Genomic DNA, 23,472 nt, shown 5'->3' with positions numbered 1-23,472 from the left:
CACATCGCGACGTGATGCCGGTGTCAAATGACAGACATTTCCAAAGATTATCTTTGGAAGGATCATCTTTGGTCGTGAGCGACCTGAACATCGCGATGTGACGCCGGTGTCGAATGACACAGGGTTCCAAGGATCATCTTTGGCTAGAGCGCGATGAGACGACGCGGTATCCACCGACGAGCCTCATCGCGCTCTATGTCGTTCGTGTGCGGGCATGATTGCACGCCTCCGGCGCGCGAGCCGGCTTGCGCCGGCTGTCCAGAGCCCGGACCGTTCCGGTCCGACCTCATCATGCCCTAGATGGCGTCGCCCGCGTCGCCGCCCTGCTGCTGGAGCCACCAGACCTTGTGGATGCCGCACTCGGTCTTGTTGCTGCCGGCCCAGCGGCCGCCGCGCTCGTCCTCGTCCTCGGCGGGCTTGCGCGTGCACGGCAGGCAGCCGATCGAGGGGTAGCCCTCGTGGACGAGGGGGTGGCGGGGCAGCCCGGTGTCGGCGAAGAGGCGGTCGACGTCGTCCTTGCCCCAATCGCACAGGGGGTTGATCTTGACGCGGCCGTCGGCGGCCTCGACGGGGGGCAGCTCGGCGCGCGTGGTGCTCTGGAAGCGCTTGCGCCCGGTGATCCAGGCGTCGAAGCCGGAGAGCGCGCGTTCCAGCGGCAGCACCTTGCGCAGGTGGCAGCACTTGTCGGGATTGCGCGCCCACAGGCGGCCGTCCGGATCGGGCTGTTCCAGGTCGGCGGGCTCGGGTTTGACCGAGCGCACGTCGGTCAGCCCGAGCTTTGCCGCGATGCGATCCCGGTACATCAGGGTTTCCGGGAAGTGCTTGCGCGTTTCCAGAAAGATGATCGGGATCGACGGGTCCACCTGGGCGACCAGGTAGAGCAGGCCCGCGCTCTCCGCGCCGAAGGCGGACACACAGGCGAGGCTGCCCGGAAACTCGTCGGCCGCCGCGGCGATCAGTTCGCTTCCCGAGAGGTGGCCGGCGCGCGCGTCCAGCTGGGCCGCGCGGTCCTCGGCCGTCAGCCGCAGGGCTCCCTCCATGACGGACGTGCGTCCTTGGCGCGGGTTTGGGCGCCGGCCGCCGGGGCGATCCGCCGCCGCATGGGTGACGGCCCGCGGCCGCCGCGGGGGCGGACCGGGGCCGGATGCTGCCGGGAATATATTTCACACCCGCAGCGTAGACAACCCGCACAATTCCCACAATTAATTGTGTACTTTTCCGCCGCCGTGGCGTCAGGCCGGGCCGCCGTCGATCTCGCGCCAGCCCTCGGCGGCGGCGGTGCGGAAGAAGCACACCGGTCGGCCCGTGTGGCAGGCGGGGCCGATCTGGTCGATCAGCAGCAGCAGGGTGTCGCCGTCGCAGTCCAGGCGCACCTCGCGCACGTGCTGAACGTTGCCGGAGGTGTCGCCCTTGCGCCACAGCTTGGCCCGCGAGCGCGAATAGTAGGTCGCGCGACCGCTCGTGAGCGTGGCGATCACGGCCGCGCGGTTCATCCAGGCGAGCATCAGCACCTCGCCGGTGTCGTGCTGCTGGGCGACGGCGGGCACCAGGCCGTTGGCGTCGAAGGCCACGGCGTCGGCCAGGGCGGCGGCTGCCTGATCGGACAGGTCGGGGGACGGCTCGGGCATGGTTTCGTCCTCGGATCTGCGCGCGTGCGGGGATCTGCGCGGGTGCGGACGCGGCCGGGGAGCGGCGATGGACGCCGCCCCCTTGGCGCGCGGGGGCGGCGGGGCGATATACAGCGTAAAGGAAGCCAGTCGGAAGGGGGCCACCAACGGACACGCGAGCGCTGTCCAAGGGGTTGTGCCGGTTCACCTTCGCGGGCAGGCTAGACGGGGTTCAAGCAACGACTTCGAGGAGCCATGAGCAAGTCCGGCGACGGTCAGCAACAGACACTGTACTGCTCCTTCTGCGGCAAGAGCCAGCACGAAGTGAAGAAGCTCATCGCCGGGCCGGCCGTCTTTGTCTGTAACGAGTGCGTGGAACTCTGCGCGGAGATCATCCACGACGAAACCAAGCAGAGCATTTCCAAGGCGGACGGCGGCGTGCCGAGCCCGCGAGAGATCGCGCAGGTGCTGGACGAGTACGTGATCGGCCAGGACCACGCCAAACGCGTGCTCTCGGTGGCGGTGCACAACCACTACAAGCGCCTCGCCCACGCGTCCAGCGAGAACGACGTGGAGCTGGCAAAGTCGAACATCGTGCTCATCGGGCCGACCGGCTCGGGCAAGACGCTGCTCGCGCAGACGATGGCGCGCATCCTGGATGTTCCCTTCGCCATCGCCGACGCCACGACGCTGACGGAATCCGGCTACGTCGGCGACGATGTCGAGTCGATCATCCAGAAGCTCCTGCAGGCGGCGGACTACAACGTCGAGCGGGCGCAGAAGGGAATCATCTACGTCGACGAGATCGACAAGATCACCCGCAAGTCGGACAACCCGTCGACGACGCGCGACGTGTCCGGCGAGGGTGTCCAGCAGGCCCTGCTGAAGATCATGGAGGGCACCGTGGCCTCGGTGCCGCCGCAGGGCGGGCGCAAGCACCCGCAGCAGGAGTACCTGCACGTCGACACGACGAACATCCTCTTCGTCTGCGGCGGTGCGTTCGCCGGGCTGGAGAAGATCGTCGCCGATCGCGGCAAATCCTCCTCCATCGGCTTCGGCGCCGACGTGCGCGCCCCCGAGGAGCGCCAGACCGGGGACATCCTCCAGGAGCTGGAGCCCGAGGATCTGCTCAAGTTCGGGCTGATCCCCGAGTTTGTCGGCCGTGTTCCGGTCATCGCGACGCTGCACGACCTGGACAAGGACGCGCTGGTCGACATTCTCACCCGGCCCAAGAACGCGCTCGTCAAGCAATACCAGCGTCTGTTCGAGATGGAGAACGTGGAGCTGGAGTTCACCGACGGCGCGCTGGAGGCCATCGCCGAGAAGGCGATCGCCCGCGGGGCCGGGGCGCGCGGGTTGCGCTCCATCATGGAGAACATCCTGCTGGACCCGATGTACCAGCTGCCCGGCACCGAAGAGATCGAGCAGATCACGATCACGCGCGAGGTCGTGGACGACGGGGCCGAGCCCGTCTACGCCTACCAGCAAAAGACCGCCAGCCAGGGCGGGTGATCCCCAGGGGGTCACCGCCGTGGCGGTGGTTCTGCACACGGCCCGGCCGTTCCGCGGCCGGGCCGTTTGTGTGCGGGCGGTGTGATCGCGGCGAACCGCGCCACCGCCGCACGAGGAGCATGGGGAGGTGGCGATGTTCGCATGGTTGGTGAAACAGCTCTGCCCGTGCCGGGCGGTCGAGAAAGCCAAATCCCTGGCCGGCGGCCCGGAGGCGCCGGGTGAAGCCGCGCCCGGCGGCGAAGCGCCGACCGAACGCGGCGCGGACGAGCGTGGCGTACCGCAAGCTCTGGCGCCGCTGCTGGAGATCAACGGCATCGGGCCGAAAACCGTCCAGCACCTCCACGACGGCGGCTACACCACGGTCGACGCCGTGCGCGCGGCCGACGAGGACGATCTGGCCGCCATCGAGGGCGTAGGCCGCCGCGCCGCGATCACGCTCAAACAGGGGCTTGCCGGCGGCGAAGGGTCCTGACGCGCACCGTCACGCGCCCTCGCCGACCGGATGGACGCGCGTGGCCTCGGTGACGCTGACGCGCACGGCCTCGAAGGTCACGGCCGAGCCCTCGTGAAGGGAGTCGAACGCCCCTTCGGGCAACGCCTCGGCGTCGAAGTCGTAGGTTTCGCCCGCGTCGGTTTCCAGCTGCCCGACGCGGCGCTCGCGGTCCAGATAGGTGATCGTCGCGCGCTTGCGCTCGCTCGCCTGCGGCTTCTCCGGGTGGAAATGCTTGCTGATGTAGGCGTCGAGCTGGCGGATGGCGACGTCGACGGCCTCGCGAATGACGCCGTAGACGTCGGCGCGCTCGACGGCGTCGTGCGGCCGGCCCTCGCGCTCGGCCACGATCAGCTTGCCGGGGACGCTGATTTCCAGCTTGATGTGAAGTTGCGCCTTGTGCGCGCTCTTGTGCTGCGCCTCCACGACGGCGCGGACGTTGGTGATGTGCTGGCGGAACCGCTCCAGCTTCTTCACCTGCCGCCGCACCTGATGGTCGATGTGCGGCGTCGCCTCCATCCCCTGAAAAGCCACGTCGAGCGGGATCTGAAGCGCATCGGTCTCGGCCATGGCGCTCCCTCCCCGTTTCGGTTCAGGTTCGACGCGGTTGCCCGTTTTCTTCTATCGGGAGACATCGTCCCGAACAGCGGCACCTGCAACCCGCCCCGGAGGCCGCCACCCACATCCCTCGCAAATGCACGGAAGGGGCTACCGCCCCTCCACGGCGGGCGTTTTCGCGGTGTCCCGCCCGGTATCTTCCCGGTCCCGCGACGCGAGCCGGTCGCGCTCGCCCAGCACGTTATAGATAAGGGAAACCAGGGCCAGCCCGTCGTCCGGGCCCGGCGAGCCCAGATCGACGTGCGCGAGGTCGTCCACCAGATACAACTCCGCCCGGTTCGCCGGCAGCGCAGCCTTGAGGGCGATGCTCTCGGTGTGGGGAATGATGCGGTCGTCGCGCCCGTGCACGAGATAGACCGGCGCATCCAGGGCCGACAGCTCGCGCCGCGACAGGTCGAGCGCCGCGATCTCGCGGCGGATCGGCGCTGGCAGCGCGGCGATCAGCCGCGGCACGCGCGCCGGGTCGCGGTTGGTGAGCAGCCTGTACACGGACCGGCCCGCCGGCCCGAGGTCGGCGACGAGATCGTCGATGGGCGCCTTGGGGTCGGCCAGCTTGCGCTCGGCCATTCGGGTCAGCAGCTCCCGGTCCGCCGGGTCGTCCAGCCGCGCGGCGTTCGATCGCACGAAAACCCACTTGCCGTATGGGTGTGGGGTTCCGTCGCGCCAAGCGGCATCGCCCGGTTTTCGGTAGCGGCCGGTCGTGAAGAAGGTGATCACGGCCTCGGCATCGAGGTAGCCGCCGATCGACACCAGGAAGGCCACACGGTCCCGCGTGCCCGGCTTCAGCGCCGCGATAACGGCGGGTGCGACGCCGTAGGAAATCGCAACCAGGCCCGCCTTGCCCGACGCATGCTCGGCCGTCGCCGCATACCTCAGCGCATCCGCGATCGGCTCGCTGTCGGCCGCGGAGACCCGCAACGCCCGCAGCTTGGCGATTTCCGGCACGACGACGGCAAACCGCGCCAGGGCCAGGCGCTCGGCGAAGGCGACGAGGCGCGGATCCCGGCGCCCCTCCGGCGCCACGCCGGGCACCAGCACCAGGGCGGCGCGCGCCTGCCGCTCGGCCGGCCGGTAGACATCCATCGTCCGCTGCCGGCCGTCCACCGTCGGCGTCTTCACCCGCCGCTCCACGCGATCCGGGTCCGGCGGCCCCGATGCCAGCCCATAGAGGACTTGCCCGGCCTCGACCGCGCGCCCCGGCGCGCACCCGGACAGCGCCCCCGCGAGCACCAGCGCAAGCGCCAACCCGATCGCACGACGCGGTGCCGTCATCGGCGGGATGTCGGCGCGGGACACACCGCGCCGGCGGCGAAACGCGTGCGCATGCTCGGACCGTACCGCGTGCCCGCGCGGTCGGCCGTCCCCATTGCGGTCTACCTCCCCCTTTGCAGCGGGGCGGCGCAGGCGGAAGCCCGCTCAGCCCACGCGCGGAATGCGGATGCGGATCTTCAGACCGTGGGGATCGTTGGCTTCGGCGTGCACGCTGCCGCCCAGCGCTTCGACGTTGCGGCGCACCAGCCACAGCCCGATGCCGAAGTGGTGGTCGCCCGCCGCCTCGGCATCGGCGTCCACGCGTGTCGAGACGTAGCGGTCGAAGATCTGTTCCCGCCGGTCGGCGTCCACGCCCGGCCCCTCGTCGGCAACGCTGATTTCCGCGGTGCGCCGCTCCCCGGTGAGCCGGACGTGTAGGGTGCCGCCCCGCGGCGAAAAGTCCATCCCGTTGTCCAGCAGGTTCTCCAGCACGCTTTCCAGCATGTCGGCGGAGCCCGCCACGTGGATGCCGTGCTGCAGCTCGCGCTCGACATGCATGCCGTGGTCGGCGGCCGTCTCCGCGTAGGCGTCCGTCAGCCGCGTCACCAGCGCGGCCAGGTCGATGCGCTCGCGCGGCGCCTCCATCAGCTCGGCGGTGGCTTCATCCAGCTTGCGCGAGGCCGCGACCAGGGTGTCCAGACGCGTCACTGACCGCTCGATCAGGTCCACGGCGCGGCGGGCGCGCGGCTGATCGTCGCCCACGCTCCGCTTCAGCGGCTCCACGGCCTGGGCGATCGTGGCGATGGGCGTCTTGAAGGCGTGGGTGTTGTCCTCGGCCGCCCGGCGCATGGCGTGGGCGGCGTTGTTGAGGGTCGTCACCATCCGATCGAACTCGGCTGCAACGCCGTCCAACTCGGGCACGCGGTTGATGGCCTGGAAGCGCGGGCCGCCCTCGGCCAGCCCGCCGCGCCGAATGCGCCGGGCCGCGTGCACGAAACGGCGCAGGCTGCGGTAAACCCCCGTCATCAGCGCCAGCACCAGCACCGCCATCACCACGTAGATCGCCAGGGCGATGCGCACCTCGGGCGTTTGCCAGTAGGGTTGCTCCAGCGCCTCGGCCACGGGCGCGCCGGCGCCATAGGAGGTGATGACGGCCCAGCACCCGGCTTCCGTGCGCACCGGCGTGATCGAGGTCAGCACTTCCGACTTGCCGGCGGGGTTGGTGTAGGCCACGTCCAGCGGCCGGTTGCCGCCGCACGTCGACTGAACGTCGCGAAGGACGCCGGTGTCCGCCAGCTCGGCGCGTTCCTTCTTCAGGTAGCCCGTGGAGACGCGCGGGGCCGAGGCGATGTAGTAGAAGCCGTCGCCCGAGCCGTTGTCGTCGGGGCGCAGCAGCAGCTTGATCTTGAGGCCGTGCGTGCCCGCCATGCGCTGCAGGCGGTCGGCGATGCCCTGGAGGGTTTCGCCGTCGTAGTCCTGCAGGCTGGGCCGCAGCGATTCCCCGACGATGCGCCCCTGGTTCTCCAGGCTTTCGAGCAGGAGCTGGCGGCGCTCCTGGTCGGCGGCGTGGAACTGCTGGTAAAGCAGGAGCGGAACGGCGACGAACACCGCCACCACGACGCCCAGTTTGGCCGCCACGGAATGCAGCACCGTGCCCAGCCAGCTCCGGCGGCCCGAGCGGCCCGGTCGGGTCTGTTGGCGAGGCGACGCCTCCCCCGTTCGGGCGGGCAGCCCTTTATGCGCCGGCGCCGTCATCGCGCCACCGGTAGCCGAAACCGGGGTAGTTCTCGATGGCGTCGAAGGCGGGGTCGACGTTGCGGAACTTGGTGCGGATGCGCTTGATCAGCGTGCGGACGTTGCCGCGGTGGCCTTCCTCGCCGGAGCCGGCAACGAAGCCGGCGCCGTGCACCTGGTCGTACAGCTCGCGGTAGCGCACGTCCTTGCCCGCGCGCCCGGCCAGGATGTCGACGATGCGCACCTCGTTGAGGGTCAGCGGCACCTCGACGCCCTTCCAGTAGGCGCGCGCGATGTCGCGGTCGATCGTGAGGTTGCCGTGAGAGACGGTGTTCTCGCCGCCGCTTTCCGCCGCTTGGCTCTCCTGCCCGTCCAGCGGCTCACGGCTGAGCGAGAGCGCGATGCGGCGCTTGATGATGGCGAGGCTGCGCGACTTCTCGACGAAATCCACCGCACCGTGGTTCAGGGCGGCTTCCTCGTAGACCTGATCGCCCAGCACGGTCAGGAAGATGACGGGCATATCCAGATCGCGCGACCGCAACTCGCGCAGGACTTGGAGCCCCGTCATGCCCGGCATGCGCCAGTCCAGCACGACCAGGTCCGCGGGCTCGCCGCGGTTCAAGTAGTCCAGCGCGGGCTCCCCGCCCTCGAAGTCGGCCACGACGTAGCCGTCATCGCGCAGGTTGTCGCCCAGCGATTCGCGGAACAGCGGGTCGTCATCGACGACGACGATGTTTTTGCCGCTCGTGTCCGTCACCATCCGATCCTGTCGTGCGTTCGCAGCCGGCTTCGCCGTATGGCCCGGGCGCGTCAGGACGCGGTGGCCGAGCCGCCGCCGTGCGGGCCGCTGGGATCCCCGGTGCCGCGGCGGGCCAGCTCCAGAAGACACGCCGCGCGGGCGCCGGCGGCATCGCTCCCCGGGTTCAGCTCGACCGTCAGGGTGCGTTGCGTTTTCTTCGTGAGATCATAGTAAAAAAAGAGTTTCAAGCGGCAAGGGCCCTGGCGGTATGTCCATACCGTCGCCGGGGGTGTTTCGCCGCGGCCGTCCGGCTCCCCCAACAGGGCGCGCGCGTCCGCCGGGGTCAGCCCCTTCAGGCGCGCGAACTCGATGGGCGACACCACGGGGCGTTCGCGCGGCACGGGCGGCCCGGAGTCGGCGCGGTCGGGCTCCGCCGGAACCGCGGCTGTCTCGGCGGGCGGCACACGCGCCACCTCCGGGCGGCGCGTCGGATCGTCACCGGCCTGGGCCGCTTCCGAGTCCGCGGGCCTTCCACCGGACTCCCCGCCAACAGGTTTCAGCACGCTCGCCACCTGCTCGCAGCCCGTGGCCGCTGCGGCCAGCAGGCATGCTGCCAGCGCCCGTGTCACTCCCGCCCGCATGCGCCTCCCGCCGGCTTGCGCGTGTGCACATGGTAAACGTCCAGCACGGCTTGCGCCACGCCGGCCGTTCACGAAGCACCGTCGTCGCCCCGCAACGCATGCGCGAGGCGCTCGGCCTCGGCCTGCAGACGCTCGGACACGCGCACGGGATACGGATCGGCCGGCTCCAGCTCCTGAAGGCGCGGCGGCAGGGCCGCCAGCTCCCGCGCCGCCCGCTCGCGCGCGGCTTCCAGGTCCGTGGTTCCCTCCAGCACGGCGCCGTCGCGCATCACCGGCTGCAGCAACGGCGTGCCCGGCATGTCCTCGTCCTCGAAGCCCAGGATGTCGGCCTGCATGACGCCGCTGGCGTCGTAGTCGCGCCAGACCTGCTTGCGGCCCGGCCAGGTTTCCTTGCCCTCGGAAAGCTTGCGCTTCAGATGGCCCTGGTACTCCTGAAGCTTGTAGGCGCAGTTGAGCGCCGGCGCATCCTCGGACGTGGTGAGCGCGGTGCCGATGCCGAAGCCGTCGATGGGCACCTCGTCGTCCACGCAGTCGCGCAGGCGCCATTCGTCCAGGCCGCCGCTGGCGATGATGGGCACGTCCGACAGCCCGCCGTCGTCGAGAATGCGGCGCACACTGTGCGACAACGCGTTCAGGTCGCCGCTGTCGATGCGCACGCCGTGCACCTTGATGCCTTCCGCCGCCAGCGTCGGCGCGATGCGCACCACCTTCTTCGCCGCGGCCTCGGTGTCGTAGGTGTCGATCAGGAAGACGGTCTCGTTCGGCCGCGAGCGTGCGAAGTCGAGGAAGGCCTGCTCTTCGTCGGTGTGCGCCTCGATGAAGGAGTGGGCCATCGTCCCCGTGATGGGAATGCCCCACAACGGCTGGGCCGGCACCGTCGCCGTGCCGTTGAAGCCCGCGATGTAGCTGGCGCGCGCGCCCAGCAGCCCGGCTTCCGCCCCGTGGGCGCGGCGCAGGCCGAAATCGACCAGGTTCTTGCCCGGCGCGGCGAGCGTCATGCGCGCCGCCTTGCTGGCGACGACCATGCTGGTGTGCAGCAGGTTGATCAGGCGCGTCTCCAGCAGCTGCGCCACGGGAAGCGGCGCGCTCACCCGCAACACCGGCTCGTTCGGGAACACGGCCGTGCCCTCCGGCATGGCGTGCACCTCGCCGTCGAAACGAAGGTCCGCCATGTAGTCCATGAAAGTGCTGTTGAAGCGGCCGCTGTCGCGCAGCCACGCCAGCTCGTCCTCGTTGAGACGGACGCGCTCGAGCTGGGCGAGCGCCTGCTCCAGCCCGGCGGCCAGCATGAAGTTCCGCGGCCCCGGCAGGTCGCGCACGAAGAACTCGAACACGGCACGGTCGGTCATCCCGGCATCGAGATACGCCTGGACCATGTTGAGCTGGTAGAGATCTGTGAGCAGGAGCCCGTTCGCCAGAGACGAGGTGTGCCGCGACGCGATCACGACCGAATTCTCCTTATCATGCTTGTGAGCCAGTCAGCCGCCCGGAGCCGGCGGCATGTCATCGTGGGTCCGGCGGTCCCGGCGCGCGACGCGCTGTGCGCTGCCGTCCGGCGAGGCGCCGCGAGGTGCGGGTGGTTCGGGGCGCGAAACGTTTCTCCTGTGCTGCGGCCGCCACGGGCAAACGCAGCCTAGTGCAGGATAAGGAGGGCACGCCAGGGGCAGTGTTGGGAGCGATCACGCACCCGTCATCTCTTGTGGACGGATTGCAGCGGACCACAGAGATCCGACTGCGTGTCCGGGCAATGCCTGCTTGACAGGATGCTTTACACAAGTCGCAAAAAGGATTACGTGTTCGATGAAATTACGTTCAGCACGCCAGGAGAAGCTCGCAATGGCCGAAACCAACGATAATCAGTCGATTGCCGAGATGACCACGCGGATCGTGTCCGCCTACGTCGCCAACAACAGTGTGGAGCCGGACCAGGTGTCCCAGGTGATCCAGGCTGTGTCGCAGGACCTGAAAAACCTGCAGACCGGCGACACCGGCGAGAGCACGACCGAGGTGCAGCCGGCCGCGAACCCGCGCAAGTCCATCGGCCGCGACCATCTGGTCTGCCTGATGTGCGGCCGCAAGCAGAAGGCGCTCAAGCGGCATCTGGCCAAGGCGCACAACCTGACGCCGCAGCAGTACCGCGAGATGTTCGGCCTGCGCCCCGACTATCCCATGGTCGCGCCCAACACCTCCAAGCGCCGCTCCGAGATCGCGCGCTCCATCGGGCTCGGCCGCCGCGCCGAGGACGGCGAGAGCGCCGACTCTCAGGCGGCGTAACGCCGTTTGAGTCGGGAAAAGCGCCGGCCCCTCCTTGAACACGGGGGCCCGGTCGCTTACCTCTCGGCGTGCATCCGGATGCCGGCAGTGGCCCGGCCTCTCGGTGTAAGTCCTTTGAGGCCCCGGTTGTGTGAGGCCTTCTCCAGCCGGGTTCCCGGGGCATCCGACGCCGGGCCACTCTGCATGCGGTTTCGCTGAGGCACGCGGCTCGAGCCAGCCGCACCGACCGCCGCCCCGTTCTGGGAGCGGCGTTTTTGTGTCCGGGGACCTGCCACGTCGGCCCGCGGAGCACCTTTCAGCCGACGCGACGCGCTACCGCACGGTGCCAGCTTGCCCCCGTCGAGCGCGGTCCCTACCCTTCCCCCAACGGACAAGGGCGTGTGCACGCCCCGCCACCGGATGGGAGCGAGCGGATCATGGCGCGAACAGTTCGGGCCGCCGTGTTCACCATGATTGCCGTGCTGGCGCTTGCCAGCTGCGCGCGCGAGGGCGGTCGCGGGCCCAGCGGCGGCGAGGTCGTCGGCTCGGTTGCCGGTGCCGTGGTGGGCGGCGTCGTGGGCTCGGAAATCGGGAACGGCAGTTCCGTCGCGGTTGGCGCCGGCTCGGCGATCGGCGCCCTCATCGGCCGGGAGATCGGCAGCGAGCTGTCGCGCCGCAGCCAGCAGCGCATGGCGCGGACGACGCAGGACACGCTCCAAAACAACGAGACCGGCCAAACGTCGAGCTGGGACAATCCCGACGCCGAGGAGCGCGGCTCGGTCACGCCCACGGAAACCTACCAGCGCGACGACGGGCAGTACTGCCGCGAGTTCCAGCAGACGGTGGTCATCGGCGGCGAAACCAAGCAGGCCTACGGCACCGCCTGCCGCCAGCCCGACGGCTCCTGGAAGATCGTCAACCGGGGCTGACCGCCGGCCCTGTCCGCTACCGCATGTCCTCGCACACGATGCCGTCCCGGTCCGGGTCCAGGCCGGTTCGCGTGCGGTGATGGATGTCCTGATAGCGCTGCGCGACCTCGACGCTCTCGAAGCTGTCGCAGGTCATGACGGCGTTTTTAAACCCGCCGACCTCGGAATGCATCGTCACCTCGCCGCATCCGGCCAGTGCCAGCAGCGCCAGGGCGCCAAGTCCCATCCGCATCATGGTCGGCCTCCCGATCCAGCTCGATGGCCGCTGATCGGGACCATGGCGCGCCCGCGCGCGCCGGCAAGCACGCCGAGCGAGGTGGTCTCGCCGCTGTCACGAGCGCTGGGCAAAAAACCGCCAGGTGGGCCTCGCCCAAGGCGACAAAAACGCGAACAAACCGCTGACTCGGACTTTACACGCGAAAAGTTGTTTCGGCGAAAAACATGAACAGAGCGAGACCGCCGGGCCGCCGCACATACCCGGCGGTCCGCCCGGTCAGCCGTCGACGGCGCGCACCCGGCCGTCGTGCACGTCGTAGACGAAACCGGCGACGCGCAACGCGTCCGGCACCCAGGGATGCTGGACGATCGCCTTGACCTGGCGCCGAACGCTGGTCTCCACATCCGGGAAGGCGTGAAAGGCCGCCGGCGCCACGGGGACGCAGCCGGTTTGCTTTTCCAGATCGGCACGGAACGCACCGTCGTCAAAGGTGGTCATGCCGCAGTCGGTGTGGCCGATGACCATGATCTCCCGCACACCCAGCTTGTGGTGCGAGATCAGCAGCGAGCGCAGGGCGTCCTCGGTCGCGACCGCGCCCGCGTTGCGGATGACGTGGGCGTCGCCCGTTTCCAGCCCGAGCATCTCGGACACGGTCAGCCGCGCGTCCATGCAGGTCAGCACCGCGAGTTGCTTGCGCGGCGGCGCGGTCAGCCCGCCCTGGTCGAAGCGCTGCGCGTAGGTGGCGTTGTTGGCGAGCGCGTCGTCGATCGCCGACATCCTGGCCTCCCCTTCTTGCGGTCGGATTGCCGAATCGCGTCGGGCACACGGTCGCCCCGGCGTGGCCCGCCGTCAAAGCCCGGCTTCGCCGCGTGCCCTCACCGCATATCCGAACGAAAACGGCCGGCGGTTCGCCGCCGGCCGTTTCCACATGCGCCTGTCGAGATGCGTCAGGTGTCGAGGAAACTGCGCAACTTGCGCGACCGGCTGGGGTGCTTGAGCTTGCGCAGGGCCTTGGCCTCGATCTGGCGGATGCGCTCACGCGTGACGGAGAACTGCTGGCCGACCTCTTCGAGGGTGTGGTCGGTGTTCATCCCGATGCCGAAGCGCATGCGGAGCACGCGCTCCTCGCGCGGCGTCAGCGAGGCGAGCACACGCGTGGTGCTCTCGCGCAGGTTGGACTGGATGGCCGCATCCAGCGGGATGATGGCCTCCTTGTCCTCGATGAAGTCGCCCAGGTAGCTGTCTTCCTCGTCGCCGATGGGCGTCTCCAGGCTGACCGGCTCCTTGGCGATCTTGAGCACCTTGCGCACCTTGTCGAGCGGCATCTGCAGGCGCTCGGCCAGCTCCTCCGGCGTGGGCTCGCGCCCGATCTCGTGGAGCATTTGGCGGCTGGTGCGCACCAGCTTGTTGATGGTCTCGATCATGTGGACCGGGATGCGGATGGTGCGCGCCTGGTCCGCGATCGAGCGCGTGATCGCCTGACGAATCCACCACGTGGCGTAGGTGGAGAACTTGTAGCCGCGCCGGTACTCGAACTTGTCCACGGCTTTCATCAGGCCGATGTTGCCCTCCTGGATCAGGTCCAGGAACTGCAGGCCGCGGTTCGTGTACTTCTTGGCGATGGAGATGACGAGGCGCAGGTTGGCCTCGACCATTTCCGTCTTGGCGCGGCTGGCCTCGGTCTCGCCGGACTGCACCGTCTTCACGATCCGCCGGAACTCGCCGATGGGCATGCCGGTTTCCTCGGCGATCTCGGCGACCTGCTTGCGGATCTTCTGCACGTCCTCCGGATAGCGGTCGTAGAAGCGCTGCCAGCCCTTGCCGGGCAGGGTGCCCATCTCGTCGAACCACGTCGGGTCCAGCTCGCGGCCGTAGTAGCGGTCCAGGAAGTCCTGCCGGTCGACGCCCGAGCGCTGGGCGAGGCGCAACAGCTTGCCCTCGAGCTGCATGAGCGACTTGTTGAGGGCGTAGAGGTGCTCGACGAGCTGTTCGAGGCGCGGGTTGTTGAACCGCAGCGTCTTCACTTCCTTGATCAGCTCGTTCTTGAGCTTCTCGTAGCGCTGCTCGGTCTTGGCCGGAATCGGCTCGCCCGCCTCGAGGTGGTTGAGGCGCTTGATCTGGACCTTGCGCAGCTTCTCGTAGGTGCCGGCGATGCGGTCGAAGGTCTCGATGATCTGCGGGCGGAGGGCTTCCTCCATCGCCGCGATCGAGACCGAGCTCTCCTCGGCCTCCTCTTCGTCGTCCTCGAGACCGGAGATGACCTGACTTTCCTGGTTGGCCGAGCCGTCCGCGGCCTGCTCCTCGCCCTCGGCGGCCTCGCCCTCGGCCTGGGCCTCGGCGTCCGCGCCGTTCCCGCCCTGGGCGGTCTCACTGCTGGCGGCCTGACCGTCGCCGGCCGCCGTGCCGGAAGCGTCGCCGTTCGTGGCTGCGGTGGTATCCTGACCGTCGCCGGTGGCCGCCGCCGCGCGCGACTGGCTGCCGCCGCCGGACTTCTCGTTCTTACGCGCGCGCTCCGTGATCGGGTCGCTGGCGGTCAGGCCGGCGGTCATGCGCTCCTCGGCGGTGCCACGGTTCATGGCGCCTTCCGGGGCCGCGCCGCTGGCCGCCGCGCCGTCGGGCGCGCCGCCGTACATCGTCTCCAGATCGACGATGTCGCGCAGCAGGATCTGGCCCTCCTGCAACGCCTCGCGCCAGGTGAGCAGGGCCTTGATGGTCAGCGGGCTCTCGCAGATGCCCGTGATCATCTTCTCGCGCCCCGCCTCGATGCGCTTGGCGATGGCGATCTCGCCCTCGCGCGAGAGCAGCTCCACCGAGCCCATCTCGCGCAGGTACATGCGCACCGGATCGTCGGTGCGGCCGATGTCCTCGTCGTCGATGTTGCCGCGCGCGGCGCTCTCGTCCTCGTCCTCACCGGCGCTCTGGAGCTGGCCGCCGTCGTCCTGCTCCTCGCCCTCGATCACGTTGATGCCCATCTCGGAGAGCATGGACATCGTGTCCTCGATCTGCTCCGAGGACACCTGATCCGGCGGCAGAACCTCGTTGAGCTCGTCGTAGGTGACGTAGCCGCGTTCCTTGGCGCGCTGGAGGAGCTTCTTGACGGCCGAATTGCTCGTGTCCATGAGCGGGCCGTCGCCGGAGCTCTCGCGCGCTTCCGCCGTTTCCGTGTCCTGCGCCTTTGCAGCCATCGAACCCTCTGCCCTCAAAGCCCACGTTCGGGATCACGGCAAAACACCACACGCGCCGGAGCACCGCCCCTCCGGCGTTCAGCCGCGATCACGGTTTCACCACCGACCGCCGCGCCCCAATAGGGTCGGCGCCAGCCTTGGACGCGTTTCGAGGCGCCCCACGCGATCGATCGCCCTCTCGTCGTTTCGAGCGCAAACGTGCCGGTGGCGGGCATCCCGCGGATACCACGCCTGTAGCGCAAGTGGCGACAGACGCGCAGCGTGTCAAGCCCGGCCGCCGCCGCCCTATCACCCCAGCGTCACATATTCCCCCTGAGCTTGAGGACTGGGCGGGGCCGATCAACCTCCAGCTCCATCAGCACCTCTTTCATTTTTTGTCGCGTCGAAACATCATCACCCCTCATTTTTGCAAGCGGTGATACGATATACTCGTCTCGGTAGAATATTTCTTCAATACGCTCCTCACCCATCCGATTATACAATTCGCTCCAAATCGTTTCTGTTGAATTTTCGCTTCCATCACTAATAATATCAACTAAGTTTTCGCGCAAAAGGTCGAGATCGGATGCCCCAAACTCTATCCTAGAGAAGTCTTCTACAAAATCCTCTAGAATATCAGGGTTTTTTATTAGGCATAACATCAAAGCGCGGATGCCTCCACGCCACACAGCAACGGGCGAGCGCCGCGCGCCCTCGCCGCCGCCCTGCATCGCGTCGTCCGGCCGGCCCGGCCGTCCGCCGCCGCGCCGGCCGCCACCGCCGCGACGGCCGCCACGCGGCGGACCGTTGCCGAACTGCTCGCGGAAGCGGCGCTCCATCTCGTCGCGGTAGGCCTGCTGCACGCCCTCGTCCTGGATCTCCCCGATCTGGCGGTGCAGCTCGCGGCGCAGCCCGGCGCGGCGCTCGGGCGTGTCGAAGCGCCGCCCCTCGGTGGCCTGAAGCCACAGCATGTCCGACATGGGCCGGGCCGCGTCCAGGATGCGGCGGAACGCCTGGGCGCCGTGGTTGCGCACCACGTCGTCCGGATCCTCGCCCGCCGGCAACTCCGCGAAGCGCAGCGAGAAACCCGGCCGCAGCACGGGCAGCGCCCGTTCGGCCAGGCGGTAGCCGGCGCGCCGGCCGGCCTCGTCGCCGTCCAGGCACACCACGGGCTCGTCCGTGAGGCGCCAGAGCTGCTGCACCTGGTGCGCCGTGACGGCCGTGCCGAGCGGCGCCACCGCGGCCTGGAATCCCGCGCGGGCGAGCGCGATGACGTCCATGTAGCCCTCGGCCACGATCAGCTCGCCGGTGTCGTGGGCGGCCCGGCGCGCGCGGCCGAGGTTGTAGAGCACCTCGCCCTTGTGGAAGAGCTCGGTGTCGGGCGAGTTCAGGTACTTGGCCTTGGCGTTGCCGAGCGTGCGCCCGCCGAAGGCGATGATGCGCCCGCGCCGGTCGCCGATGGGGAAGATCAGCCGGTTGATGAAGGTGTCGCGCGGCTCGCCGCGTTCCTCGTCGTGTTTGACGAGTCCGGCGGCAAGCAGTTGCTCGTCGTCGTAACCGCGCGCGTTCATGGCCGTGCGCAGGGCCTGGGGCTGGTTGGGCGCCACGCCCAGCCGGAAGGCCTCGCGCGTGGCGCGGTCGACGCCGCGCGTGTCCAGGTAGGCGCGCGCCTCGGCGCCCGCGCGCCCGGCGAGCTGTTCCTCGAACCAAGCGCAGGCGGCCTCCACCACCTCGGCGAGCGTGGCGCGGCGCTGCTGGCGCTGGCGCTCCTCCGGGCCGGCGCGCGGCACGTCCAGACCCGCCTCCCCGGCCAGCTTTTCCACGGCCTCGGGGAAGCTCAGCCCCTCGGTGCGCATGACGAAGCCGACGACGTCGCCGTGCGCGCCGCAGCCGAAGCAGTGGAAGAAGCCCTTGTCCGGGTTCACCGTGAACGAGGGCGTCTTCTCGCGGTGGAAGGGGCACAGCCCCTCGTATTCCTTGCCCCGGCGCTGCAGGCGCACGTGGCGGCCCACCACCTCGGGCAACGGGGCACGCTGGCGGAGCCGGTCGAGGAACTCGGCGGGAAAGGTCATGCGCGGGCGTCCACCTGTGCGCGGCTACGGGAAACGACGACAGCGCGAGCCTGCCTCATCCGATGGCCCCGTGATAGAAGTACACCCCAAGACCGATGGTGAAAACGAGCTGTCCCGCCACGGCGTGCATCAGCACCACCAGCGGGAAGGACCCGCTACGCCGGTAGGTCCAGCCGAAGATCAGCCCGGCGCCGAAGGTGAGCACGATCGCCACCCAGTTCTGGTAGAAGGCGTGCACCAGGGCGTAGACGGCTGCGTTGGCGACGATCGCCGCGGCGTCCGAGCCGAAGAGCGGCGCGTAGCGCCGGAAGAAGAGCGGGCGGAAGATCAGTTCCTGCGTCAGCACCGAGGCGAGCGGGTAGATCAGCATGATCGCCGCCCACAGCCGCGTTTCGTGCAGCGGCAAGTGGAAGAGCTGTCCCGGCACCAGCACCAGCGTGAAGCCCAGGATCACCGCCGCCGCCACGGCGATGAAGCCCCCCGCGTAGGGCAGCCAGGCACGCAGCCCGCGCGGATCCACCAACTCGCGCCAGCGGAAGCCGGGCGTGACCGCCAGCAGCACCGCCCCGCACAGGACCATCGCGGCCAGCGGCAGGAAGGTGCCGAGCGCGTCGAAATAGACCACGTGGACGACCGGAATGGCGACGTAGAGCGCCGCGAACTCCACCGCGCGGCGCGTGGCGGGCACCTCGTCGAGCCGCGGCTGGGATGACGGGGCGCTCATGCCTGCCTGCTCCGCTGCCTGAACCCGACCCGGAGATGGGAAGGTGCCCGCCCGGCGTCCACCTGCCCGCCCGTTATGCCGCCGGCGCTTCGTGGCGCGTTTCCAGATAGGCGGCCAGCACCACCAGCGCCGCCCCCACGGCCATGATCCAGCCGAAGGGCTCGGCCGTGAAGATGGCGGCGGAGAGCGTGCCCACGATGGCTTCCGTCATCATCAGGATGCCCAGGCGCGTCGGCTCCATCAGCCGCGCCACCCACATGAACACCGCCAGCGAGACGCCCCACCAGCCGACGCCGAGCGCGGCGATCCACGCCAGTGCTTCCAGGGCCGCATCGTCGGGAAGCGGCGGCGGCGAACCGCCCAGGCCGAGCGCCAGCACCAGCGCCGCGACGGCGCCGCCCAGGCAGAAGATGAAGTTCGTCTCCACGCCGTTGGTCGCCACCTGCGTGCGCAGCCCGGTCGAGGAGATCGACCACATGATGCCCGAGGCGAGCCCGAACCAGTCGCCCAGGGTGGTCGGCAGCGGCAGCCCGCCGTGGCTGCCGCGCAGCACCAGCGCGATGCCGCCCAGCCCCAGGCCGATCGCGGCGTAGCGCCACCAGGACGCGGGCCAGCCCAGCCAAAGCCGGGCGATGATCACGCTCCACACCGGGGTCAGGTAGAACAGCAGGATCACGACCGCGACGTGGCCGTAGAGCAGCCCGTTGGAATAGAGGATGAAGGAAACGCCGCCGATTCCGATGCTGACCAGCGCCCAGGGGTTGGAGGCGCGGATGCGCCGCCGCCCCACCCAGGCGAAGGGCGCCATCGCCAACGCCCCCACGGCCACCGCAACGAAGGTGGCCCACGGCCCGGCCGCGGCCACGGCCTCCAGCGCGCGCAGCGGCACCCAGTAGATGCCCCACAGCGCGGGGACCACCAGCGCGGCGATGAAAACCGTCGGCCCGGCGCGGCCGTGGCCGGGGATCGCGGCGGATTGCGTCACCTCGGGCTGCCTCCGTGACTGCGTGGGCCGGCGAACAACGGGCTCCCATCGTGGTCACGCGCGCCGCGGACACAAGCCATCGGCCCGCATGCACGCCATGCCCGGCGCGCACGCCCGGATGGCCCGCGGCGGCGCAGGGGTGTAGGGTGTGGGCATGAGGTGTCGAAACTCACTCGGGCCGATCGCGCTGGCGGCCGTGCTGGCCGGCGGTCACGTGGCCGCCCCGGCGCACGCGGATCAGACGGACCCGCGCCTGGATTCCTTGTTCGCCGAGCTGGACGACGCGGAAAGCTACGCCGAGGGCCAGCGCATCGCCGAGAAGATCTGGTCGATCTGGTACGAGCACGAGGACCCGCAGGTGCGCGAGATCATGGCCCGCGGCCAGCGCGCCATGGAAAGCCGCCAGCTCGCCGCCGCCCTGGCCGCGTTCGATCAGGCGGTGCGCCTCGACCCCGACTACGCCGAGGCGTGGAACAAACGCGCCACGATCCACTTCATGCTCGGCAACTACGAAAAGTCGCTGGCCGACATCGAGCGCGTGCTGGCGCTGGCGCCGCGCCACTTCGGCGCGCTGTCGGGGCGCGGGCTGTGCCACATGAAGCTGGGCAACCCGCGCAAAGCGCTGGACGCCATGGAGAAATCGCTGGCGATCCATCCGCAACAGCCGGGCACCCGCGCCCGCGCCGAACAGCTCCGCGACCGCCTGGGCGAACGCGACATCTGATCGCGGCTCACTCCCGGCGGCCTTCCAGGAAGATGAACCAGTAGACCGCGCCCACGAGCACACCGCCGCCGAAGACGTTGCCGATCGTCACGGGCACCAGGTGGGCGACGAAATCGCCCAAGGCCGTCAACGGTGGCAAGCCGTCGGGCCAGGCAAGCTTGGTGGCGGCGGAGGGATGCAGGATGAGGGAGACCGCCGCCAGCGGCATATACACCATCACCGCGACGGCGTGCTCCAGGCCCATCACATAGTAGGCCGTGACGGGCGGGATGACGGACAGGATGCGGTCGGTGGTGGTGCGCGCGCTGTAGCTCAGCCACACGGCCATGCACACCAGCACGTTCCCCAGCACGCCGCGGAAGAAGGCCTCGATCGCGCCCGTGTCGGCCATGCGCGCGGAGACCGCCGCAGCCTCTTCGACCAGGCCGCCATCCAGGCGCGCCGCCTGCCCCGCCAGCACCGCCATCACGACGGTCGCCACCGCGCCCACGATGTTGCCGACGTAGACGACGCCCCAGGCGTGCAGCAGCTCGCGCAGACGGATGTGCCCGCTGACCAACGCCATGACCATGAGGTTGTTGCTGGTGAACAACTCCGCGCCGCCGACGGCGACCAGGATCACGGCGGTGGAAAACGCCAGCCCCGGCACGAGGGGGCCGGCCGCCCCGCCCTCGGACACGTTGAGGGCGAAGAGCACGCCGATGGCGACGAAGGCCCCCGCCAGCACCGACAGCGCCAGCAACTTGTGGAGGCGCAGGCGGGTCTTCTTCGCGCCGACGTCCTCCGCCTTCTCCGCCATCTGCTCGGGGAGCAGCGCATCGACCCCGACCGACGGCGGCGGCTGGTCCTTGGGCGTATGATTGCGGTTCGTCGTCATGGCACCCCCGCCCGAGCCATCACCTGCGGTCGAATTCTGCGGTCATCCGGGCGGGGATGAGAAGGTTTGGTGTGGGATGGCGGCGGAATCGCGGGCTGCCCCGCACCCTTTCAGGACGACGGCGCGGGGCATGCGCGGCGCCGTCAGGCGCCGCCCATCTCGTCGCGGGTGTTGACGCGCTCGGCCAGCCGCTCGTGCGGCTTGCGCAGGCTGTTGGTCTCGACCTCCCAGATCCAGCCGCTGACCGTCACCGACTCCGGGATCAGCGGATGGTTGCGCACGTAGTCGACCTGGGCCTGACAAATCTCGTCGACCGAACGGTCGTCGAACATGCGAATCCACTTCCCGAACGCGCTGGGATCGAGCTGCAGTTCCGGCACCTCCGGATCGAGCTGAACCGTGGCGGGATCGACGCCCTGATCGGCGAGGCCCTGCACGACACTGTCGGTGTGCGCCGCCATCATGCCGCATTCGGTGTGGTTCACGATCACGATTTCCTCGGTACCGAAAAAGCGGCAGCTCAACATGGCCGAGCGGATGGCGTCGTCGGTCATGATGCCGCCCGCGTTGCGGAACACGTGCGCGTCGCCGCGGTCACCGCGAATGCCGAGGGCTTCGTCGATCGGCAAGCGCTCGTCCATGCAGGCGCAAACCCACAGCCGCCGGTTGTTCGGCTTGCCCTTCTGCCGGCGCAAGACCCAGGTCTCGCGCTCCTGGGCGGCCTGCTCGAGCTGGCGCTTCACCGTCATGGCCGATCCTCCTCGAAAATACAGTTTCGAGTGATGGTTTTAGCCCGATGGCCCACGAAAATGCAAACGCCGGATCGATTTCACACCAGTGAAGCGAGTATTCGCGCGGCCCGTGCGCTGCGGCCCATCTCGCCCGGAAAGCCCCGCGCGCATACCACGCCCATGGAATGGCAATCCGCGCCCTCTCCGGCCAGCCTTCGCCGTGTCACCGCGCAGCCGGACGATCGCGATGCCGACCGCAGACGCGTTCCGCACCGAAATCCGCGCACAAATCCGCCGCGCGCAGCGCCAGCAGCGGCCACACGCTGAAATCAACGCCGGAGAATTGCACCGGACGCTCGGCGGTATCCGAGCCAGGCCGGCCATCAAATGCCGACCTGCTGCCATGTCCTGTGGTCCCTCTACGACCCCCAGGGCGACCGGATCGTCTCTCAGCCGGACCAGGGATACGGACCGTCCCTCACAATCCAGTTCGCTGCCCGCTTCGAGCGGTGACCAATCGAGATCGCCGCCCGCGGCAGCCGACACGTTACACTCGACGGTGTTCGCGAACCGGATGAAACGCTTCCGAAAGATGCTGAGAGTAGCCGGGCAAGCGGAGAAAGGTGGTGTCCCCTAGGGGATTCGAACCCCTGTTACTGCCGTGAGAGGGCAGCGTCCTAGGCCGCTAGACGAAGGGGACACCGGCTTTGCGGCCCAATGCAGGCGCGGATATAACCGTGTGCGTGGCGGGGATCAAGAGGTGATTTTCGCCGATCCGGCATCTGCCTGCGCGAGCCCCGCCCATGCCGGCCGGAACAGCCGCGATCACCCCTTCGTGGTCCCGGCAACGGCCTCGCTGACGGCCGTGATGGCAGCGTCCACCTCGGCCGGCGTGGTCGTGAATCCCGCCACCAAGCGAATCACGGCGGCCTCGTCGTGGCGCGATTCGTTGAACACCCAGCCCTGCTCGGCCAAGCAATCGGCGGCGCGCTCGGAAATCGCGGCGAAGACGATGTTGCCCTCGACCGGGTGGACCAGCCGCACCCCGGCCAGCCGCCCCAGCCCGTCGGCGAGGCGCGCGGCCATGGCGTTGGCGTTGCGCGCGTTCGCCAGCCACAGCTCGTCGTCGAGGTAGGCGTCGAGCTGCGCGCCCAGATACCACCCCTTCGACCACAGGTGGCCACCGCGCTTGCGCCGATAGCCCAGCGTTGCCGCGAGCGCGGGCTCGAACACCACCAGGGCCTCGGCGGCCATGGCGCCGTTCTTGGTCGCGCCGAAGGTGAGCATATCCACCCCGGCGCGCCAGCTCAGCTCGGCGGGCGTGCAGCCGCAGGCCGCCACCGCATTGGCGAAGCGCGCGCCGTCCATGTGCACCGGCAGCCCGTGCTCGCGCGCCACGGCGGCCAGCGCGCGCACCTCCTCCGGCGTGTAGCGGGTCCCCGCTTCCGTCAGGTTGGTGAGGCTCAGGGCCGCCGGCGGCATGTGGTGGACCTCCGGCGGGCTCAGCTCAGCCAGCACCGCGCGCACGGCCTCCGGCGTCAGCTTGCCCTCGTCGCCGGGAATGCGGTGGATGCGGGCGCCGTGGGTGTAGAAGGGGACGGCGCCGCATTCGTCGGTGTCGATGTGGGCGTCGGCGTGGGCGAGGATGACGCCCCATGGCGGCGCCATCGCCGCCAGCCCGAGCGCGTTCGCCGCCGTGCCCGTCGCCACCGGCACCACCGCGGCTTCGGGCGTCTCGAACAGGTCGCGCACGCGCGCGCACGCGCTTTTTGTGTACGGGTCGTCGCCGTAGGGCGCGGCCGCCTCCTGGTTCGCCGCCGCCATGGCGGCCATGATGGCCGGCGCGACCGGCCCGGCGTTGTCGCTGCGCAGGCTCACGAGCTTCCCTTCGGCGCTTGCCCCGGCGCGATGCGCCCCACGACCTTCCCGGCCCCGGGGTCGACCAGCAGAACCTCGCCGCACCCGGCGTCCGCCGGACCGTCGAGCCGCACGACGAGGCGATCGTCCGTGCCGGTCACCCCGGCGATGCGGCAGGCATCGTCCAGCCCCAGATGGAGGGTGCCGAGGTCCGCGCGCGGGCCGGTGGCGTCGGAGCTGTCGGCGATGATCTTGGCGACCACCACGCCGAGGCCGAGCACGATCAGCACCGCCATGCCGATCACGAGGGCTTTGAGGGCTTTCATCTTGGACCCTTCACACGCACA

The 23,472-nt window shown here is 69.4% G+C and carries 23 protein-coding genes and 1 tRNA gene; 5 read left to right on the top strand and 19 right to left on the bottom strand.

All coding sequences use genetic code 11. From position 1 onward, the window contains the following. Positions 1-296: 296 nt before the first annotated feature. On the bottom strand, positions 297-1,040 hold the full coding sequence (locus BLQ43_RS00880) for a phosphoadenylyl-sulfate reductase (RefSeq protein WP_090018234.1): 744 nt from the start codon (positions 1,038-1,040) through the stop codon (positions 297-299). Positions 1,041-1,232: 192 nt separating this feature from the next. Then, on the bottom strand, positions 1,233-1,628 hold the full coding sequence (gene hisI / locus BLQ43_RS00875; RefSeq protein ID WP_090018233.1) for a phosphoribosyl-AMP cyclohydrolase: 396 nt from the start codon (positions 1,626-1,628) through the stop codon (positions 1,233-1,235). 234 nt (positions 1,629-1,862) lie between these two features. Between hisI and clpX the strand changes: the two genes are divergently transcribed. Together clpX and BLQ43_RS00865 are read left to right on the top strand one after the other, a co-directional pair. Continuing rightward, positions 1,863-3,119: an ATP-dependent Clp protease ATP-binding subunit ClpX gene (gene clpX, locus BLQ43_RS00870; protein WP_090018232.1), complete on the top strand. Its 1,257-nt coding sequence runs from the start codon at positions 1,863-1,865 to the stop codon at positions 3,117-3,119. A gap of 133 nt (positions 3,120-3,252) precedes the next feature. Then, positions 3,253-3,591 (top strand): helix-hairpin-helix domain-containing protein, encoded by a 339-nt coding sequence (locus BLQ43_RS00865; protein ID WP_090018231.1) that lies wholly within the window; start codon positions 3,253-3,255, stop codon positions 3,589-3,591. A 9-nt stretch (positions 3,592-3,600) separates the two neighbouring features. Here the strand turns inward: BLQ43_RS00865 and BLQ43_RS00860 are convergent, their stop codons facing one another. The 6 genes from BLQ43_RS00860 to BLQ43_RS00835 all read right to left on the bottom strand — a co-directional run bounded on the left by BLQ43_RS00860 (position 3,601) and on the right by BLQ43_RS00835 (position 10,037). Next, positions 3,601-4,179 carry an HPF/RaiA family ribosome-associated protein gene (locus BLQ43_RS00860; protein ID WP_090018230.1) on the bottom strand — a complete coding sequence of 193 codons (579 nt, stop codon included), beginning with the start codon at positions 4,177-4,179 and terminating at the stop codon, positions 3,601-3,603. A 138-nt stretch (positions 4,180-4,317) separates the two neighbouring features. After that, positions 4,318-5,523, bottom strand: coding sequence for an alpha/beta hydrolase (locus BLQ43_RS00855; protein ID WP_176758450.1), 1,206 nt, complete (start codon positions 5,521-5,523; stop codon positions 4,318-4,320). 120 nt (positions 5,524-5,643) lie between these two features. Continuing rightward, the gene (locus tag BLQ43_RS00850; protein ID WP_090018228.1) at positions 5,644-7,116 is read right to left on the bottom strand and encodes a sensor histidine kinase; all 1,473 of its coding nucleotides are present in this window, start codon (positions 7,114-7,116) and stop codon (positions 5,644-5,646) included. 97 nt (positions 7,117-7,213) lie between these two features. Further along, complete coding sequence (locus tag BLQ43_RS00845; RefSeq protein WP_090018227.1) at positions 7,214-7,972, bottom strand: response regulator transcription factor; 759 nt, start codon at positions 7,970-7,972, stop codon at positions 7,214-7,216. A gap of 50 nt (positions 7,973-8,022) precedes the next feature. Beyond that, positions 8,023-8,592 (bottom strand): hypothetical protein, encoded by a 570-nt coding sequence (locus BLQ43_RS00840; protein WP_143006101.1) that lies wholly within the window; start codon positions 8,590-8,592, stop codon positions 8,023-8,025. A 68-nt stretch (positions 8,593-8,660) separates the two neighbouring features. After that, a complete protein-coding gene (locus BLQ43_RS00835) occupies positions 8,661-10,037 on the bottom strand; it encodes a nicotinate phosphoribosyltransferase (RefSeq protein WP_218119075.1) in 1,377 nt (458 codons plus the stop codon). Positions 10,038-10,428: 391 nt separating this feature from the next. On the opposite strand from BLQ43_RS00835, the gene BLQ43_RS00830 reads away from it, so the two are divergent. Continuing rightward, on the top strand, positions 10,429-10,866 hold the full coding sequence (locus tag BLQ43_RS00830; protein WP_218119074.1) for a Ros/MucR family transcriptional regulator: 438 nt from the start codon (positions 10,429-10,431) through the stop codon (positions 10,864-10,866). Between the two features lie 416 nt (positions 10,867-11,282). Then, positions 11,283-11,774: an RT0821/Lpp0805 family surface protein gene (locus tag BLQ43_RS00825; protein ID WP_090018225.1), complete on the top strand. Its 492-nt coding sequence runs from the start codon at positions 11,283-11,285 to the stop codon at positions 11,772-11,774. A gap of 16 nt (positions 11,775-11,790) precedes the next feature. Here the strand turns inward: BLQ43_RS00825 and BLQ43_RS00820 are convergent, their stop codons facing one another. From BLQ43_RS00820 to BLQ43_RS00795, 6 genes are all read right to left on the bottom strand, one after another. Next, on the bottom strand, positions 11,791-12,009 hold the full coding sequence (locus tag BLQ43_RS00820) for an excalibur calcium-binding domain-containing protein (RefSeq protein WP_090018224.1): 219 nt from the start codon (positions 12,007-12,009) through the stop codon (positions 11,791-11,793). A gap of 258 nt (positions 12,010-12,267) precedes the next feature. Next, positions 12,268-12,768 (bottom strand): beta-class carbonic anhydrase, encoded by a 501-nt coding sequence (locus tag BLQ43_RS00815; protein ID WP_090018223.1) that lies wholly within the window; start codon positions 12,766-12,768, stop codon positions 12,268-12,270. A 170-nt stretch (positions 12,769-12,938) separates the two neighbouring features. Beyond that, positions 12,939-15,176, bottom strand: coding sequence for an RNA polymerase sigma factor RpoD (rpoD, locus tag BLQ43_RS00810; RefSeq protein WP_090018222.1), 2,238 nt, complete (start codon positions 15,174-15,176; stop codon positions 12,939-12,941). A gap of 299 nt (positions 15,177-15,475) precedes the next feature. Then, a complete protein-coding gene (dnaG, locus tag BLQ43_RS00805; protein ID WP_090018221.1) occupies positions 15,476-17,227 on the bottom strand; it encodes a DNA primase in 1,752 nt (583 codons plus the stop codon). 55 nt (positions 17,228-17,282) lie between these two features. Continuing rightward, positions 17,283-17,951, bottom strand: coding sequence for a CPBP family intramembrane glutamic endopeptidase (locus tag BLQ43_RS00800; RefSeq protein WP_090018220.1), 669 nt, complete (start codon positions 17,949-17,951; stop codon positions 17,283-17,285). A 73-nt stretch (positions 17,952-18,024) separates the two neighbouring features. After that, positions 18,025-18,936, bottom strand: coding sequence for a DMT family transporter (locus BLQ43_RS00795; RefSeq protein ID WP_245659397.1), 912 nt, complete (start codon positions 18,934-18,936; stop codon positions 18,025-18,027). Between the two features lie 154 nt (positions 18,937-19,090). Between BLQ43_RS00795 and BLQ43_RS00790 the strand changes: the two genes are divergently transcribed. Then, positions 19,091-19,660, top strand: a complete 570-nt coding sequence (locus BLQ43_RS00790; protein ID WP_090018219.1) for a tetratricopeptide repeat protein — start codon at positions 19,091-19,093, stop codon at positions 19,658-19,660. A 7-nt stretch (positions 19,661-19,667) separates the two neighbouring features. Here BLQ43_RS00790 and BLQ43_RS00785 read toward each other — a convergent pair whose 3' ends face one another. From BLQ43_RS00785 to BLQ43_RS00765, 5 genes are all read right to left on the bottom strand, one after another. Next, a complete protein-coding gene (locus tag BLQ43_RS00785; protein WP_090018218.1) occupies positions 19,668-20,537 on the bottom strand; it encodes a formate/nitrite transporter family protein in 870 nt (289 codons plus the stop codon). Between the two features lie 143 nt (positions 20,538-20,680). Beyond that, entirely contained in the window at positions 20,681-21,286 is a 606-nt protein-coding gene (locus BLQ43_RS00780; protein ID WP_090018217.1) for a beta-class carbonic anhydrase, read from the bottom strand. A 606-nt stretch (positions 21,287-21,892) separates the two neighbouring features. Next, positions 21,893-21,968 (bottom strand) — tRNA-Glu (locus BLQ43_RS00775). A 125-nt stretch (positions 21,969-22,093) separates the two neighbouring features. Further along, on the bottom strand, positions 22,094-23,146 hold the full coding sequence (locus BLQ43_RS00770) for a threonine aldolase family protein (protein WP_090018216.1): 1,053 nt from the start codon (positions 23,144-23,146) through the stop codon (positions 22,094-22,096). Next, positions 23,143-23,451: a hypothetical protein gene (locus BLQ43_RS00765; protein WP_090018215.1), complete on the bottom strand. Its 309-nt coding sequence runs from the start codon at positions 23,449-23,451 to the stop codon at positions 23,143-23,145. Before BLQ43_RS00765 ends, BLQ43_RS00770 begins: the two co-directional genes overlap by 4 nt. Positions 23,452-23,472: the final 21 nt, after the last annotated feature.

The sequence above is a fragment of the Limimonas halophila genome, assembly GCF_900100655.1.
Lineage (GTDB): Bacteria > Pseudomonadota > Alphaproteobacteria > Kiloniellales > Rhodovibrionaceae > Limimonas > Limimonas halophila.
Note: the sequence above shows the minus strand (reverse complement) of the source record. Positions and strands in the feature narration are given on the sequence as shown.